Annotated in this window: 12 protein-coding genes; 7 read left to right on the top strand and 5 right to left on the bottom strand. The window is 72.0% G+C overall.

Annotated features, from left to right (window positions below; genetic code table 11):
• The first annotated feature begins 123 nt into the window (after window positions 1-123).
• Window positions 124-1,584: an amino acid permease gene (locus SLAV_RS24340; RefSeq protein ID WP_030229618.1), complete on the top strand. Its 1,461-nt coding sequence runs from the start codon at window positions 124-126 to the stop codon at window positions 1,582-1,584.
• A 77-nt stretch (window positions 1,585-1,661) separates the two neighbouring features.
• On the opposite strand, the gene SLAV_RS24335 is transcribed toward SLAV_RS24340, so the two are convergent.
• On the bottom strand, window positions 1,662-2,246 hold the full coding sequence (locus tag SLAV_RS24335; RefSeq protein ID WP_030229617.1) for a biotin transporter BioY: 585 nt from the start codon (window positions 2,244-2,246) through the stop codon (window positions 1,662-1,664).
• A gap of 284 nt (window positions 2,247-2,530) precedes the next feature.
• Between SLAV_RS24335 and SLAV_RS24330 the strand changes: the two genes are divergently transcribed.
• Window positions 2,531-3,952: an amino acid permease gene (locus SLAV_RS24330; protein WP_030229616.1), complete on the top strand. Its 1,422-nt coding sequence runs from the start codon at window positions 2,531-2,533 to the stop codon at window positions 3,950-3,952.
• Between the two features lie 70 nt (window positions 3,953-4,022).
• Here SLAV_RS24330 and SLAV_RS24325 read toward each other — a convergent pair whose 3' ends face one another.
• The gene (locus SLAV_RS24325; protein WP_030229614.1) at window positions 4,023-4,805 is read right to left on the bottom strand and encodes an SDR family NAD(P)-dependent oxidoreductase; all 783 of its coding nucleotides are present in this window, start codon (window positions 4,803-4,805) and stop codon (window positions 4,023-4,025) included.
• Window positions 4,806-4,997: 192 nt separating this feature from the next.
• Here SLAV_RS24325 and SLAV_RS24320 point away from each other — a divergent pair, with 192 nt between their 5' ends.
• Window positions 4,998-6,428, top strand: coding sequence for an amino acid permease (locus SLAV_RS24320; protein WP_030229613.1), 1,431 nt, complete (start codon window positions 4,998-5,000; stop codon window positions 6,426-6,428).
• A gap of 184 nt (window positions 6,429-6,612) precedes the next feature.
• On the top strand, window positions 6,613-7,269 hold the full coding sequence (locus SLAV_RS24315; protein ID WP_030229612.1) for a superoxide dismutase: 657 nt from the start codon (window positions 6,613-6,615) through the stop codon (window positions 7,267-7,269).
• A gap of 127 nt (window positions 7,270-7,396) precedes the next feature.
• Here the strand turns inward: SLAV_RS24315 and SLAV_RS24310 are convergent, their stop codons facing one another.
• Window positions 7,397-8,044: a mycothiol-dependent nitroreductase Rv2466c family protein gene (locus SLAV_RS24310; RefSeq protein ID WP_030229611.1), complete on the bottom strand. Its 648-nt coding sequence runs from the start codon at window positions 8,042-8,044 to the stop codon at window positions 7,397-7,399.
• 127 nt (window positions 8,045-8,171) lie between these two features.
• Here SLAV_RS24310 and pepN point away from each other — a divergent pair, with 127 nt between their 5' ends.
• Both pepN and SLAV_RS24300 read left to right on the top strand, forming a co-directional pair.
• A complete protein-coding gene (pepN, locus tag SLAV_RS24305; RefSeq protein WP_030229609.1) occupies window positions 8,172-10,718 on the top strand; it encodes an aminopeptidase N in 2,547 nt (848 codons plus the stop codon).
• A gap of 193 nt (window positions 10,719-10,911) precedes the next feature.
• Window positions 10,912-11,865 carry a putative endonuclease domain-containing protein gene (locus tag SLAV_RS24300; protein ID WP_030229608.1) on the top strand — a complete coding sequence of 318 codons (954 nt, stop codon included), beginning with the start codon at window positions 10,912-10,914 and terminating at the stop codon, window positions 11,863-11,865.
• Here SLAV_RS24300 and SLAV_RS24295 read toward each other — a convergent pair.
• Together SLAV_RS24295 and SLAV_RS24290 are read right to left on the bottom strand one after the other, a co-directional pair.
• A complete protein-coding gene (locus tag SLAV_RS24295; protein ID WP_030229606.1) occupies window positions 11,841-12,740 on the bottom strand; it encodes a pyridoxamine 5'-phosphate oxidase family protein in 900 nt (299 codons plus the stop codon). The two genes, SLAV_RS24300 and SLAV_RS24295, sit on opposite strands and share 25 nt — an antisense overlap.
• 23 nt (window positions 12,741-12,763) lie before the next feature.
• Window positions 12,764-13,225, bottom strand: a complete 462-nt coding sequence (locus SLAV_RS24290) for a VOC family protein (RefSeq protein ID WP_030229605.1) — start codon at window positions 13,223-13,225, stop codon at window positions 12,764-12,766.
• A gap of 109 nt (window positions 13,226-13,334) precedes the next feature.
• Here SLAV_RS24290 and SLAV_RS24285 point away from each other — a divergent pair, with 109 nt between their 5' ends.
• The gene (locus SLAV_RS24285) at window positions 13,335-13,904 is read left to right on the top strand and encodes a CGNR zinc finger domain-containing protein (protein ID WP_030229604.1); all 570 of its coding nucleotides are present in this window, start codon (window positions 13,335-13,337) and stop codon (window positions 13,902-13,904) included.
• Window positions 13,905-13,934 lie beyond the last annotated feature (30 nt).

The following is a 13,934-nucleotide window of genomic DNA, read 5'->3' as shown; positions in this document are numbered from 1 at the left end:
GGGGTCGGGACCTTGATCCCGCCTTCTGAACCTCAGGCAACTATCGGAGGAAGGTCTTCCGCAATGGCCGGAAATCGGGTTTGAATGCCGCAACTCGAAACCCGAGAACCTAAGGAACCGTCCATGAGCACCACGACGACCCTTCAGAAGGCAGGCGACCCGACCGGTGAACCCGGATCCGCCAAGCCCTCCGACGGTCTGAAGGCCGGCCTCAAGAACCGCCACCTGTCCATGATCGCCATTGGCGGCGTCATCGGCGCCGGCCTCTTCGTCGGCTCCGGCGGAGGCATCGCCAAGGCCGGTCCGGCCATCCTCCTGTCCTACCTGCTCGTCGGCGCCATGGTCGTCTTCGTCATGCGGATGCTGGGCGAGATGGCCGCCGCGAGCCCGAACTCGGGCTCCTTCTCCGCCTACGCCGACCGGGCGCTGGGCCGCTGGGCCGGCTTCTCCATCGGCTGGCTCTACTGGTTCTTCTGGGTCGTCGTGCTGGCCGTCGAGGCCACCGCGGGCGCCAAGATCCTCGAAGGCTGGGTCCCGGCCGTCCCGCAGTGGGGCTGGGCCCTGATCGTCATGGCGGTCCTGACCGTCACGAACCTCGGCTCGGTCGCCTCCTACGGCGAGTTCGAGTTCTGGTTCGCGGGCATCAAGGTCGTCGCCATCGGCGCCTTCGTCATCGTCGGCATGCTCGCCGTCTTCGGCGTGCTGCCGGGCTCGGACAACCCGGGCGCGGGCTTCGCGCACCTGACGGACACCGGCGGGTTCATGCCGAACGGCTGGGGCTCGGTCCTCACCGGCGTGCTGATGGTCGTCTTCTCCTTCATGGGCAGCGAGATCGTCACCCTGGCCGCGGGCGAGTCCGAGGACCCGCGCCGCGCCGTCACGAAGGCCACCAACTCGGTGATCTGGCGCATCGGCGTCTTCTACCTGGGGTCGATCTTCATCGTCCTCACCCTGCTGCCGTGGAACGACAAGTCGATCGTCGACAAGGGCTCCTACGTCGCCGCCCTGGACTCGATCGGCATCGCGCACGCCGGCCAGATCATGAACGTGATCGTCCTGACGGCCGTGCTGTCCTGCCTGAACTCGGGCCTGTACACCGCCTCCCGCATGGCCTTCTCGCTCGGTGAGCGCGGCGACGCGCCCAAGGCCTTCGCGAAGGTCAGCAAGCGGGGCGTGCCGGTGACCGCGATCCTCGGCTCGGTCGTCTTCGGCTTCGCCGCGGTCTACTTCAACTACACCTCCCCCGACACGGTCTTCAGCTTCCTGCTGAACTCCTCGGGTGCGATCGCGCTCTTCGTGTGGCTGGTCATCTGCCTGACCCAGCTGCGGATGCGCGGGATCCTGATGCGCGAGGCGCCGGAGAAGGTGACGGTGAAGATGTGGCTCTTCCCGTACCTGACCTGGGCCACCGCCGCGATGATCACCTTCGTCCTGGGCTACATGGTCTACGACAAGGACAACCGCGAGACCGTCCTGCTCTCGCTGCTGGTCGCCGCCGTCGTCGTGGTGATCGGCGTGCTCCGCACGGCGCTGCGCCGCAAGGACGCCGTCGAGGCCGTCGCCGACGCCTCCGTCGACGCCTAGCCCTCCCGGCCCACGCACGGCAGCCCCGGACCGCACTCGCGGTCCGGGGCTGCCGTGCAGCGGAGCGGGTACGGGGCTCAGCCCCGGCGGCCCGCCAGCTTCCAGGCGGCCGGCAGGGCGCCCATGGCGAGCGCGGCCTTGAGGGCGTCGCCGATCAGGAACGGGACCAGGCCCGCCGCGACGGCGGCGCTCAGGGACATGCCGGTGGCGGCCATCAGGTACGGCACGCCGACCGCGTAGATGACGGCCGAGCCCAGCACCATGCTGCCCGCGGTCCGCAGGACCGAGCGGTCGGCGCCGCGCCGCGCGAGGGCGCCGACGACGGTGGCGGCGAGCAGCATGCCGAGCACGTAGCCGAAGGAGGCGCCGCCCGCGCCGGAGGTGCCGCCCGCGAACCACGGCACGCCGGCCATGCCGACGAGGGCGTACAGGGCCAGCGAGAGGAAGCCGCGGCGGGCGCCGAACGCGCTGCCGACGAGCAGGGCGGCGAAGGTCTGGCCGGTGACCGGGACGGGCGAGCCGGGAACGGGAACCGAGATCTGCGCGGCGAGGCCGGTGAGCGCGGCTCCGCCGACGACGAGCGCGATGTCGCGGACGCGGCTCGCGGGCAGCAGGTCGGCGAGGACGGCGCCGGGCCGGAAGGAGACGGAAGCAGTGCTCATCGGGGGGCTCCGCGAGGTGGTGATCGACAGGACACCGTGAGGCTACGGCGGGCCGCTGCGCCGCCCCACCGCCGGGCGGGACAAAGGCATACTCCCCGGTTTGGTGGAGACCGTACAAAGACCCGCCCTTACACCCGAGTCGGAGTGATCCTCGTCACGGGCCACATTCGACCACACGTCCTTTTTGCTCCTGCGGGTGTCCTCCGGCCAGACTGTAGGTTCCCGCCAATCCCCTGTGCAGCCGCCAGCGCCGCTTGGCCGACCGAGAGTACGAGCATCTCCTCATGCGCGACCATCTGCCCGACCCGAACGTCACCGCGGGCGACCTGCCCCCGGAACCCCTCAGCCACAGCCTCAAGCAGCGCCACCTGACCATGCTGGGCCTCGGCGGCGTGATCGGCGCCGGGCTCTTCGTCGGCTCCGGCGCCGGCATCGGCATCGCCGGACCGGCGATCATCTGCTCCTACCTGCTCGCGGGCGTCCTCGCGATGCTGGTGATGCGGGCGCTCGGCGAGATGTCGGCCGCGATGCCCGCCTCCGGCTCCTTCTCCGTGTACGCGGAGAAGGCCCTGGGGCGCTGGGCCGGTTTCTCGGCGGGCTGGCTCTACTGGTTCCTGCTGGTGGTCGTGCTCGCCGTGGAGGCCACCGGCGCCGCGAAGATCGCGAACGGCTGGCTGCCCTCGGTCGACCAGTGGGTGTGGGTGCTGGTCTTCATGGTGGTCTTCACCGTGAGCAACCTGGCGGCCGTGAAGAACTTCGGCGAGTTCGAGTTCTGGTTCGCGGCCCTGAAGGTCGGGGCCATCGTCCTGTTCCTGGTCCTGGGCACCCTCGCGATCTTCGGCGTGCTCCCCGACACGGACCCGGTGGGCGCGGCCAACCTGAGCGGCCACGGCGGCTTCTTCCCGGCCGGCTTCGGCGGGGTGGTCGCCGGCATGCTCGCGGTGGTCTTCGCCTTCGGCGGCCTGGAGGTCGTCACGATCGCGGCCGCCGAGTCGGACGACCCGGCCCGCTCGGTGGCCCGCGCGGTGCGCAGCGCGGTGTGGCGCATCCTCTTCTTCTACGTCGGCTCGATGCTGGTCATCGTGACCCTGCTGCCGTGGGACTCGCTGAAGCCGGGCGAGAGCCCCTACGTCGCGGTGCTGGACTCCATCGGGATCCCGGCCGCCGGGCAGATCATGAACATCGTGGTGTTCGTGGCGCTGCTGTCGGCGCTGAACGCCAACCTCTACGGCTCCTCGCGCATGGTGTTCTCCCTGGCCGAGCGCGGCGAGGCGCCCGGGGCCCTGCTGAAGGTGTCCGGCGGCGGGGTGCCGCGCCGGGCGGTGTTCGCCTCGGTGGCCTTCGGGTTCGTCTCCGTGGTGCTGAACCTGCTGTGGCCGGACACGGTGTTCCTCTACATGCTCAACGCGGTCGGCGCGGTGCTGCTGTTCGTGTGGGCGCTGATCGCGGTCTCGCAGCTGCGGCTGCGCCGGATCCTGGAGCGGGAGATGCCGGAGCGGCTGACGCTGCGGATGTGGCTGTTCCCGTACCTGACGTGGGCGGCGCTGCTGGGGATGGCGGCGGTGCTGGTGCTGATGCTCTTCGACGACTCGGCGCGACCGCAGTTGCTGTGGTCGTCGGGGGCGGCGGCCGTGGTGCTGCTGGTGGCGTGGGTGCGGGAGGTGCGCGAGCGGCGGTCCCGCGCGGTGGCGGCCGACGGGGCGTAGCCCGCACGCGTACGCGCGACGAGTGGACCGGAGGACCCCCGTGCCGTGGGCGCGGGGGTCCTCGCCGTCCTCAGGTGCGCAGGTAGGAGGCCCCGTTGACGTCGAGGACGGTGCCGGAGCTCCAGAGCGCCGCCGGGGAGGCCAGGTAGAGCACGGCGGAGGCGATCTCGGCGGGGTCCGCGACCCGGCCGAAGGGGCTCTGGGCGCGGATGGCCTCGCCCTCGGGGCCCTCCAGCCGGCCGGCGACCCGTTCGGTGGCGACGAACCCGGGGGCGACGGAGGCCACCGCGATGCCGTGCGGGGCCAGGGAGACGGCCAGGGACTGGCCCAGTGCGTGGAGCGCGGCCTTGGTGGCTCCGTAGGCGGGGTGGTCGGGTTCGCCGCGGAACGCGCCGCGGGAGCCGACGTTGACGATGCGGCCCTCGCGGCCGGCTCCGATCATGCGGTGGGCGACGCGGTGGCTCAGGTGGGCGGCGCCGAGGAGGTTCACGTCGACGGTGCGCCGCCAGGCCTCCTGCCAGTCCTCCCACGAGGTGTCCGCCAGGGGGTGACCGACCATCACGGCGGCGTTGTTGACCAGCACGTCCACCCCGCCCAGCGCGGCGTCGGCCGCGTCGGCCAGCTCCGCGACGCGGGCCGGGTCCGCGAGGTCCGCGGCGAGCAGCGCGTGCCCTTCGCCCTCCAGCGCGGCGAGGGTCTCCTCGGCGTCCGCCCCGCGCCCCGAGCAGTGCACGGCGACCCGGTCGCCCTGCCGGGCGAACGCGGCGGCGATCGCCCGGCCGATGCCCCGGGAGGCTCCGGTGACGAGGACGCCCCGGCCGGTGGCGGGCAGTGGTGTCGTGGTGCGGTCCATCGCGGGGCCCCTCTCGGCGCGGCGCCGGGCGCGGCCCGCCCGGTCCTGCCGCGAGCGTACGGACGTGATCACGATCCGTGAATCGCCCGTCCGCATATCGGACGCAGAACGTCCGGTGATCGGACAGTCGGCACACTGGGGCCCTTCGCACCAACCCCCGCACACGCCGCACACCGGACAGGCACACCCCTCATGAGCCAGAGCAGCAGCACCCTCGCGCCGCCCCCGGGGCGGCAGGCCCCCGCCGGATCCCCCCTGGGCAACGGCCTCAAGCAGCGCCACCTCTCGATGATCGCCCTCGGCGGGGTCATCGGCGCCGGGCTCTTCGTGGGCTCGGGCGCCGGGATCGCGGCGGCGGGGCCCTCGATCGTGCTCGCGTACGCCGCCTCCGGGCTGCTGGTGATGTTCGTGATGCGGATGCTCGGCGAGATGTCCGCCGCCAACCCCGCCTCCGGCTCCTTCTCCGTGCACGCCGACCGGGCGATCGGCCCGTGGGCCGGTTTCACAGCGGGCTGGATGTTCTGGATCCTGCTGTGCGTGGGCGTGGCCATCGAGGCGATCGGCGCGGCGCACATCATGACCGGCTGGTTCCCCGGCACCCCTTCGTGGATGTGGGTGCTCGTCTTCATGGCCGTCTTCTGCGGCAGCAACCTGGGGGCCGTCTCGCGGTTCGGCGAGTTCGAGTTCTGGTTCGCCGCCCTGAAGATCGGGGCCATCGCCCTCTTCCTGGGCCTGGGCACCCTCGCCGTCCTGGGCCTGCTGCCCGGCACCTCCTCGCCGGGCGCCGCCAACCTGGTCCACGACGGCGGCCTCCTGCCCAACGGGGTCGACGGCCTGCTGGTCGGCCTGCTCGCCTCGGTCGTCGCGTACGGCGGACTGGAGACGGTGACCATCGCCGCGGCCGAGTCCGACGACCCGGTCAAGGGCGTGGCCAAGGCCGTGAAGACCACCATGTGGCGGATCGCGGTCGTCTACGTCGGCTCGATGCTGATGATCGTGACCCTGCTGCCCTGGAACGACCCCGCGGTCACCGCGGTCGGCCCCTACGCCGCCACCCTGGACCACCTGGGCATCCCGGCCGCCGGCGAGATCATGAACGTGGTCATCCTGATCGCCCTGCTCTCCGCGATGAACGCCAACATCTACGGCTCCTCGCGCATGGCCCACTCCCTCGTCGCCCGGGGCCAGGGCCCCAGGGCGCTGGGCAAGGCGACCGGCGGGGTGCCGCGCCGCGCGGTGCTCGCCTCCTGCGGCTTCGGGTTCGTCACCGTCCTGCTCTCGTACTGGTACCCGGACACCCTGTTCGCCTGGCTGCTGAACATGGTCGGCGGGGTCATCCTCATCGTCTGGGGCTTCATCGCGGTCTCCCAGTTCGTGCTGCGCCGGCGCCTGGAGCGGGAGGCTCCCGAGCGGCTGGTCGTGAAGATGTGGGGCTTCCCGTACCTGACCTGGGTGGCACTGGCCGGGGTCGCCGGGGTGCTGGTACTGATGGCCCTGGGCGAGGACACCCGGGTGCAGGTCCTCTTCACCGGCGGGCTGACCGTGGCCCTGGCCGCGACCGGGTACGCCGTGCAGCGCCGGGCCGCCGCCCGCGCGGGCTCCCAGAGCTCCGTTCCGATGTAACACCCCCGTCGGACGGCACGTCAGAGGCCGGGCTCATGCGACCGCATGAGCCCGGCCTCCGGCGTTGTGGAGGTCCGCTCAAGAGAGGCGACCCTTACTCGAAGCATGGAATAGATACTGCTAGCGTGCAGTTGCGCATTAATTGCAATAAGCGATTGGCACGCCGAGGGGACCGGACACACGCATGGCCATCTACACGCTTCCTGAGCTTCCTTACGACTACGCGGCGCTGGAGCCGGTGATCAATCCGCAGATCATCGAACTGCACCACGACAAGCACCACGCGGCCTACGTCGCGGGCGCCAACACCACGCTGGAGCAGCTGGAGGAGGCGCGCGACAAGGAGAACTGGGGCGCCCTCAACGGCCTGGAGAAGAACCTCGCGTTCCACCTCTCCGGCCACATCCTGCACAGCATCTACTGGCACAACATGGCCAGCCCGAAGACCGGCGAGGGCGGCGGCGAGCCCACCGCCGCCGACGGCCTGGGCGACCTGGCGGACGCGATCACCGAGTCCTTCGGCTCCTTCGCCAAGTTCAAGAAGCAGCTGACCTTCGCGTCCTCCGCGACGCAGGGCTCCGGCTGGGGCGTGCTCGCGTACGAGCCCATCAGCGGCCGTCTGATCGTCGAGCAGATCTACGACCACCAGGGCAACGTCGGCCAGGCCTCCGTGCCGGTCCTCGTCTTCGACGCCTGGGAGCACGCCTTCTACCTGCAGTACAAGAACCAGAAGGTGGACTTCATCGAGGCCATGTGGAACGTCGTCAACTGGCAGGACGTGGCCAAGCGCTACGCCGACGCCAAGGCGAACACCCCGCTGCTGATCCCCGTCAAGGGCTGATCGCCGCTTCCCCGAACCCGTCCGCCTCGTGATCGTCTTCTCAGCCTTCACCGGCGGGCGTGTACAGCGGAGGACCCCCGTGAGGACGTGACTCACGGGGGTCCTTCGCGTCGGGCGGTCCGGGCGGCTACTCGAAGCTCGGGCCCTTGTCGCGGGTGCGCTTGATCTCGAAGAAGCCCGGGGTGGAGGCCACGAGCAGGGTGCCGTCCCAGAGCCGGGCGGCGGCCTCGCCGCGCGGGGCCGGGGTGACGACCGGCCCGAAGAAGGCGACGTCCTCGCCGTCGGCACCGGGCACGGAGATCACCGGGGTGCCCACCTCCTGGCCGACCCGGTCGATGCCGTCCTCGTGGGAGGCGCGCAGCTCGGCGTCGAAGGTGTCCTTCAGGCCGAACGCGGCGAGCTCCGCCGGCAGCCCGACCTCGGCCAGCGCCTCGGCGATCACCTCGGGGGTGTTGCCGCGGCCCTCGTTGTGGATGCGGGTACCGAGCGCGGTGTAGAGCTTGCCGGTGACCTCCTTGCCGAACTTCTGCTCGGCGGCGGTCACCACCCGCACCGGGATCCAGGCCTGGGGGCCGAGCATCTCGCGGTAGGCCTCGGGCAGCTCGTCGAGCTTGTTCTCGTTGAGCACGCCCAGGCTCATCACGTGCCAGCGGACCTCGATGTCGCGGAGCTTCTCGACCTCCAGGATCCAGCGGGACGTCATCCACGCCCAGGGGCACAGCGGGTCGAACCAGAAGTCGACGGGGGTCTTCTCCCGCACCTGCGTGTCGGCCATGTCTCTCCTCAAGTCAGCCAGAACGTCTCTCGGCAGCCATCCCCCAGGCCAACCGGGCCGGGCCCGCGCCCATTCCCCCGTGGGAGGATTCGAACCGAAGACCACGATCACGCACGAAGGAGTGCACGTGCCCGGAGAGAACCTGTCCCGAGACGAGGCCCGCGAGCGGGCCGGACTGCTGTCCGTCGACGGGTACGAGGTGGCCCTCGACCTGAGGTCCGCCGTGGACGAGGCCGAGCCGGCCGAAGGCCCCCGGACCTTCCGCTCGGTGACCACCATCCGCTTCCGGGCCGCGACGCCGGGCGCCTCCTCCTTCGCGGACCTGATCGCCCCCTCGGTCAACTCCGTCACGCTCAACGGGCGCGCCCTCGACCCGGCCGCCGTCTTCGACGGGGCCCGGATCGCCCTGGAGGGGCTCGCCTCCGAGAACGTCCTGGTCGTGGACGCGAACTGCGCCTACAGCCGGACCGGCGAGGGCATGCACCGCTTCGTGGACCCCGAGGACGGCGAGGTCTACCTCTACACCCAGTACGAGCCGGCGGACGCCCGCCGGGTCTACGCCAACTTCGAGCAGCCCGACCTCAAGGCCCCCTACCGCTTCGAGGTCACCGCGCCCGAGGGCTGGCGGGTGTGGAGCAACGGCGTGGAGGAATCCCACGAGGGGCAGGTCCGGCGCTTCGCCGAGACCGCGCCCATCTCCACGTACATCACCTGCGTGGTGGCCGGGCCGTACCACTACGTGACGGACACCTACACCCGCGGGGACCTGACGATCCCGCTCGGCGCCATGTGCCGCAAGGGGCTGGCGAAGCACTTCGACGCGGACGACGTCTTCCTCGTCACCAAGCAGGGCTTCGACCTCTTCCACGAGATCTTCGACTACCCGTACCCCTTCGGGAAGTACGACCAGGCCTTCGTCCCGGAGTACAACCTGGGCGCGATGGAGAACCCGGGGATGGTCACCTTCCGCGAGGAGTACATCTTCCGCGGGAAGGTCACCCAGGCGTCCTACGAGCGGCGCGCGAACGTCATCCTGCACGAGATGGCGCACATGTGGTTCGGCGACCTGGTCACCATGAAGTGGTGGGACGACCTGTGGCTGAAGGAGTCCTTCGCGGACTTCATGGGGTCCTTCGGACTCGTCGAGGCCACCCGCTTCGACCAGGCCTGGGTCACCTTCGCCAACAGCCGCAAGGCGTGGGCGTACCGCGCCGACCAGCTCCCCTCCACCCACCCGGTCACGGCCGACATCCGTGACCTGGAGGACGCCAAGCTGAACTTCGACGGGATCACGTACGCCAAGGGCGCAGCGGTCCTCAAGCAGCTCGTGGCGTACGTGGGCCGGGAGGCGTTCCTGGACGGCGCGCGGCGCTACTTCAAGGCGCACGCCTACGGCAACACCACCCTGGACGACCTGCTGTCGGTGCTCGGGGAGGTCTCCGGGCGGGACATGGCCGAGTGGTCGCGGGCCTGGCTCCAGACGGCCGGCGTGAACGCGCTCACCCCGGTGGTCACCACGGACGCGGACGGCCGGATCACCGAGCTGGCGGTCCTCCAGGAGGGTGACGAGCTGCGCCCGCACCGGGTCTGCGTGGGCCTGTACCGGACCGAGGCGGGCGCGCTGGTGCGCTACGCGCGGGCCGAGGCGGACGTGGCCGGGGCGCGGACGGCGGTCGCGGAACTGGCCGGGCTGGACCGTCCCGACCTGGTCCTGGTCAACGACGAGGACCTCACCTACTGCAAGATCCGCTTCGACGAGACCTCCCTGGAGACGCTCCGCGGCCACCTGGGCGACCTCACGGACCCGCTGGCCCGGGCCCTGTGCTGGTCGGCGCTGTGGAACCTGACGCGCGACGCGCTGATGCCGGCCCGGGACTTCCTCTCGCTGTTCCTCGCCCACGCCGGCCGGGAGACCGACGTCGGCGTGCTCCAGATGCTGCACGGGCAGGCGCTGAGCGCGGTCACCCACTACGCGGCGGCCGGGCGGCGCGAGCAGAGCGGCCGGGACCTGGCGGCGGGCGCCCTGCGCGAGCTGCGGCTGGCTGAGCCCGGGTCGGAGCACCAGCTGACCTGGGCCCGGTTCTTCGCGGCGAGCGCGGCCACCGAGGGCGACTTCCAGCTGCTGCTGGGCCTGCTCGACGGGACCGCCCGGATCGACGGGCTGGACGTCGACCAGGAGCTGCGCTGGGACTTCCTGCTGCCGCTGGCGGCGCACGGGTCGGTGGACGAGGGCGTGCTCGGCGCCGAACTCGCCCGCGACGACACGGCGTCGGGCAAGCGGCACCAGGTGCGGTGCCTGGCCGCGCGGCCGTCGGCGGCCGTCAAGGACCAGGCGTGGGCGGCGGTCGTCGAGTCGGACGCGCTGTCGAACGCGCTGGTCGAGGCCACCATCGACGGGATGCAGCAGCCCTCGCGGCGCGAGCTGCTCGCCCCGTACGCCGACCGGTACTTCGAGGTGATCGAGCGGATCTGGGCGCAGCGCTCGATCCAGATCGGGATCCACGTGGTGAAGGGGCTCTACCCCATGCTGCAGGACTCCCCGGCCACGGTCGAGGCGACCGACGCCTGGCTGGCCGCTCACCCCGAGGCGGCGCCCGCGCTGCGGCGGCTGGTCCTGGAGTCCCGCGACGACCTGGCCCGCGCCCTGCGCGCCCAGGCCCGCGACGGCGCCTGACCCCGGCCGTCGGGCGGGGCCGGATCTCCGGCCCCGCCCGACGGGACGAGCCGGCGGCGAGCGGGAACCGGCGACGGGCGAGGGCACGTCATCGGCAGTCGAACGCCCGTACTTTAGCCCCGTCTTGTCCGGATTTGTCGACGAACGTGTAACAGGCGTTAGCAAGGCCATGGCCTGAGGGAATCACCGCGTCATGAACCAGAACGCACCCCTCGCCCACCTCACCGCCAGCCGCCCCCGCGTGCTGACCCTCGCCCAGCTGCGGGAGCACGGAGTGAGCGCCGCCGAGGCCGCCGGGCGCCCCTGGCAGCAGGTCCTGCCCGGGGTGTTCCTCCTGCACTCCGGCCCGGCGACGAGCGAGGAGCGGCTGCACGCCGCCCTGCTGTACGCGGGCCGGCGCGGCGGCGAGGCCATGATCACCGGGCTGGCGGCGCTCGCGCTCTACCGGTTCTCCGCCGCCCCCGCCCTGCTCGGCCTCGCGCACATCGACGTCCTCGTGCCCGGCACCCGCCGGCTGCGCTCCACCGGCGACGTCCGGATCGTCCGCGCCCACACCCCGCCCCGGCCGCTGGAGGTGACGGGCCTGCCCGTGGCCCCGGTGGCGCGGGCCGTCGCCGACGCCGTCGCCCAGCTCTCCGACGCCGACACCGTACGCCGCCTGCTGAGCGAGGCCGTCCGCTCCGGCCACTGCGAACCGGCCGCCGTCGTACGGGAGCTGACGGTCGCCCGGCTGCTGAACCGGCCGCACGTGGTGGACGCCGTGGAGGCGCTGCTCGCGGAGGGCCGGGCCATCGCCGAGGACCGGCTGTACCAGCTCGTACGGGGCTACGAACTCCCCGAGCCCGTCTGGAACGTGGACCTGCGGCTGCCCGGCGGCCCGCACCTCGGCGGGGTGGACGCCTACTGGCCCGAGCAGGCCGTCGCCATCGAGATCGACACCCGCGCACCCCGCCAGGGCGAGGACGAGGACTGGGCCGAGGCCGTCCGCAAGCGCGAGACCCTGGAGCGCCTCGGGGTGACCGTGCTGCACCTGACCCCGCGCAAGCTGCGCGACTGGCCCGAGCAGCAGGCCGCGGTCGTCCGGACCGCCCTGACGGCCTCCGCCGACCGCGAGCCCGCCGCCTACCTGGTCGTACTGCCCCGGTGAACGGGCGGGTTGGCCGGGGAGTACTCCGGGGCGCTCCAGCGCAGCCGCCCCGGATGCAGGCCCTCCACCACCGCTTCGACCGTGAACCGCACCCGCCGCTCCCCCGCGGCGCCGAATTCGGTCCGGGCCCGCCCACTCAGCTGGAGCAGCGCCCCGCTCTCCCAGTGGGGGAAGAGCAGCCCGGCCCGGTCGTCGGCGACGAGGTTGCCCAGGGTCAGGAACATCGCGTTCCCCGGATAGTCCGGCCAGACCAGCTCGGTCGGGGAGAGCACCTCCACGAAGCCCGGCATACCGCCCCGGTGACTCGCGTCGGTCTCCTGTGCCCCCGCCTCGGTGGCGATGAAGAAGGTGTCCGCCGCGCGGACCGCCCGCACCTGGCCGGGGGTGAGCGCCGGCCCGCGCCACAGGATCCCGGGCCCCTCGGCCACCAGCTCCAGCGGCTGCCGCTTCTGCAGGTACTTCGGGCAGTTGGAGAACACCCGCTCGGCCCCGACCGCGAAACCGCCGGCCGTCACCTCCAGGGTCCCGCCCAGGCGCATCCGGCGCCGGGTGCGCGGATCGAGCGCGATCGTGCCGACCCGGGTGCCTGCGGTGGCGAGCGCCCCGGCCAGCGGATCCCCGTCGGGCAGGCCGCCCGCGACCGTGATCCGGTCGCGCCCCTCGGCCCGTACGAAACCGGGCGGCCCGGTGAGCATCGAGGCCCACATCCGGCCGTCGCCGTCCGCCGCGCCGGCCACGAGGTGCGGCTGCCCGGCGAGGAAGGCCGCGGCGACGTCCCGGATGCCGCTGCCGATGGAGCGGCCGACGTGGTCGGCGAGCTCGCGCACGCCGACCCGCTCCTGCACGGCCAGCGAGCCCCGGTGGTACCGGTCCATGGCGGCTCCCCTTCCTTGAGGGCCTAGAAGAACCCGCAGGTCGGAGCACCTGCGGTCGGGGCGGGAGCGCCCTCGGCGCCGGTCGGCACGGAGATCTCCAGCCGGGTGCCGTCCGGGTCGTGGAAGAAGATCCCGCCGGAGGTGGCGCCCTCGCGGTGGGCGACGACGCCCTCGTAGGCGAAGTCGACGCCCAGGCCGCGCAGCCGCTCCTCGTACGCCCGGACCTCCTCGATCGCGCCGGCGGAGAAGGCCAGGTGGTGCAGTCCGGCCGCCTGAGGGGCGTACCGGTCCTGCGCCTGCTGCCAGAGGGTGAGGACGAGCTCCCCGTCGCGGCCCAGGAAGGCGAAGCGGCGGCCGTCCTCCTTGCCCTCGCCGAGGAGCTCGAAGCCCAGGGCGTCGCGGTAGAAGGCGAGCGAGCGGTCCAGGTCGGTGACGTTGAGGCCCACGTGGCCCGTGCGGAGCGCGCCGACGGCGGTGGCGGTCATGAGGGTTCCCTTCAGTGGTTCTAACCTTCTAAATTGAGATTAGAGGTTAGAGATCCGGGCGTCAACCGGCCACGTACCCTTGAGGGGTTAGCGGAGCGAGGAGGCGGACATGACGGCAGTACCGACGACGGACCCCCGTCCGCTCATCGGGGAGCCGCTCGCCCTCGACCTGGTGAACACGCGCTGGATGCCGGAGGGCGTGCCCACCGACCTCTTCGCCGGGGCCTTCGGCCTGAGCCGGCTGGAGGGGCTGGCCCTCTGGCTGCGGAGCACGGGGCTGGACGGCCGCTTCCGCGCCGACAAGTCGACCCTGGTCCACCTGCTGACCGCGCGCGAGGCCCTCGCCCGCGCCGTCACGGACCCGGCCGACACCGGCGCCCGCGAGCTGATCGACGCCGTACTGGAGCACGGCCGCATCCGGGCCACCCTCACGGCCGAAGGTCCGGGCGAGCGAGCGGAGTTCGACGACCCTTCCTGGGGACCCGCATGGACCGCGGCCCGCGACTACCTGGAACTGCTGCGGTCGGCGCCCGACCGGATCCGCAAGTGCGCCTCGGAGACGTGCATCCTGCACTTCCACGACACCTCGCGCAACGGCACCCGGCGCTGGTGCTCGATGGCCGTCTGCGGCAACCGCGCCAAGGCCTCGCGGCACTACGCGCGCACGCGCGAGCGCTGAACGGTCGGAATCTGTCACACCGGTCATGAG

The sequence above is a fragment of the Streptomyces lavendulae subsp. lavendulae genome (genome assembly GCF_002803845.1).
GTDB lineage: Bacteria > Actinomycetota > Actinomycetes > Streptomycetales > Streptomycetaceae > Streptomyces > Streptomyces lavendulae.
The sequence above is the reverse complement of the archived record's forward strand: the minus strand, read 5'-3'. Positions and strand labels throughout refer to the sequence as shown.

Bases quoted from the DNA above. Each gene is read 5' to 3' on its own strand.
- SLAV_RS24285 (WP_030229604.1), top strand. From the start codon at position 13,335: ATGACGGCAGTACCGACGACGGACCCCCGTCCGCTCATCGGGGAGCCG.
- SLAV_RS24320 (WP_030229613.1), top strand. From the start codon at position 4,998: ATGAGCCAGAGCAGCAGCACCCTCGCGCCGCCCCCGGGGCGGCAGGCC.
- SLAV_RS24310 (WP_030229611.1), bottom strand. From the start codon at position 8,044: ATGGCCGACACGCAGGTGCGGGAGAAGACCCCCGTCGACTTCTGGTTC.
- SLAV_RS24315 (WP_030229612.1), top strand. From the start codon at position 6,613: ATGGCCATCTACACGCTTCCTGAGCTTCCTTACGACTACGCGGCGCTG.
- SLAV_RS24300 (WP_030229608.1), top strand. From the start codon at position 10,912: ATGAACCAGAACGCACCCCTCGCCCACCTCACCGCCAGCCGCCCCCGC.
- SLAV_RS24330 (WP_030229616.1), top strand. From the start codon at position 2,531: ATGCGCGACCATCTGCCCGACCCGAACGTCACCGCGGGCGACCTGCCC.
- SLAV_RS24335 (WP_030229617.1), bottom strand. From the start codon at position 2,246: ATGAGCACTGCTTCCGTCTCCTTCCGGCCCGGCGCCGTCCTCGCCGAC.
- SLAV_RS24340 (WP_030229618.1), top strand. From the start codon at position 124: ATGAGCACCACGACGACCCTTCAGAAGGCAGGCGACCCGACCGGTGAA.
- SLAV_RS24325 (WP_030229614.1), bottom strand. From the start codon at position 4,805: ATGGACCGCACCACGACACCACTGCCCGCCACCGGCCGGGGCGTCCTC.
- SLAV_RS24290 (WP_030229605.1), bottom strand. From the start codon at position 13,225: ATGACCGCCACCGCCGTCGGCGCGCTCCGCACGGGCCACGTGGGCCTC.
- SLAV_RS24295 (WP_030229606.1), bottom strand. From the start codon at position 12,740: ATGGACCGGTACCACCGGGGCTCGCTGGCCGTGCAGGAGCGGGTCGGC.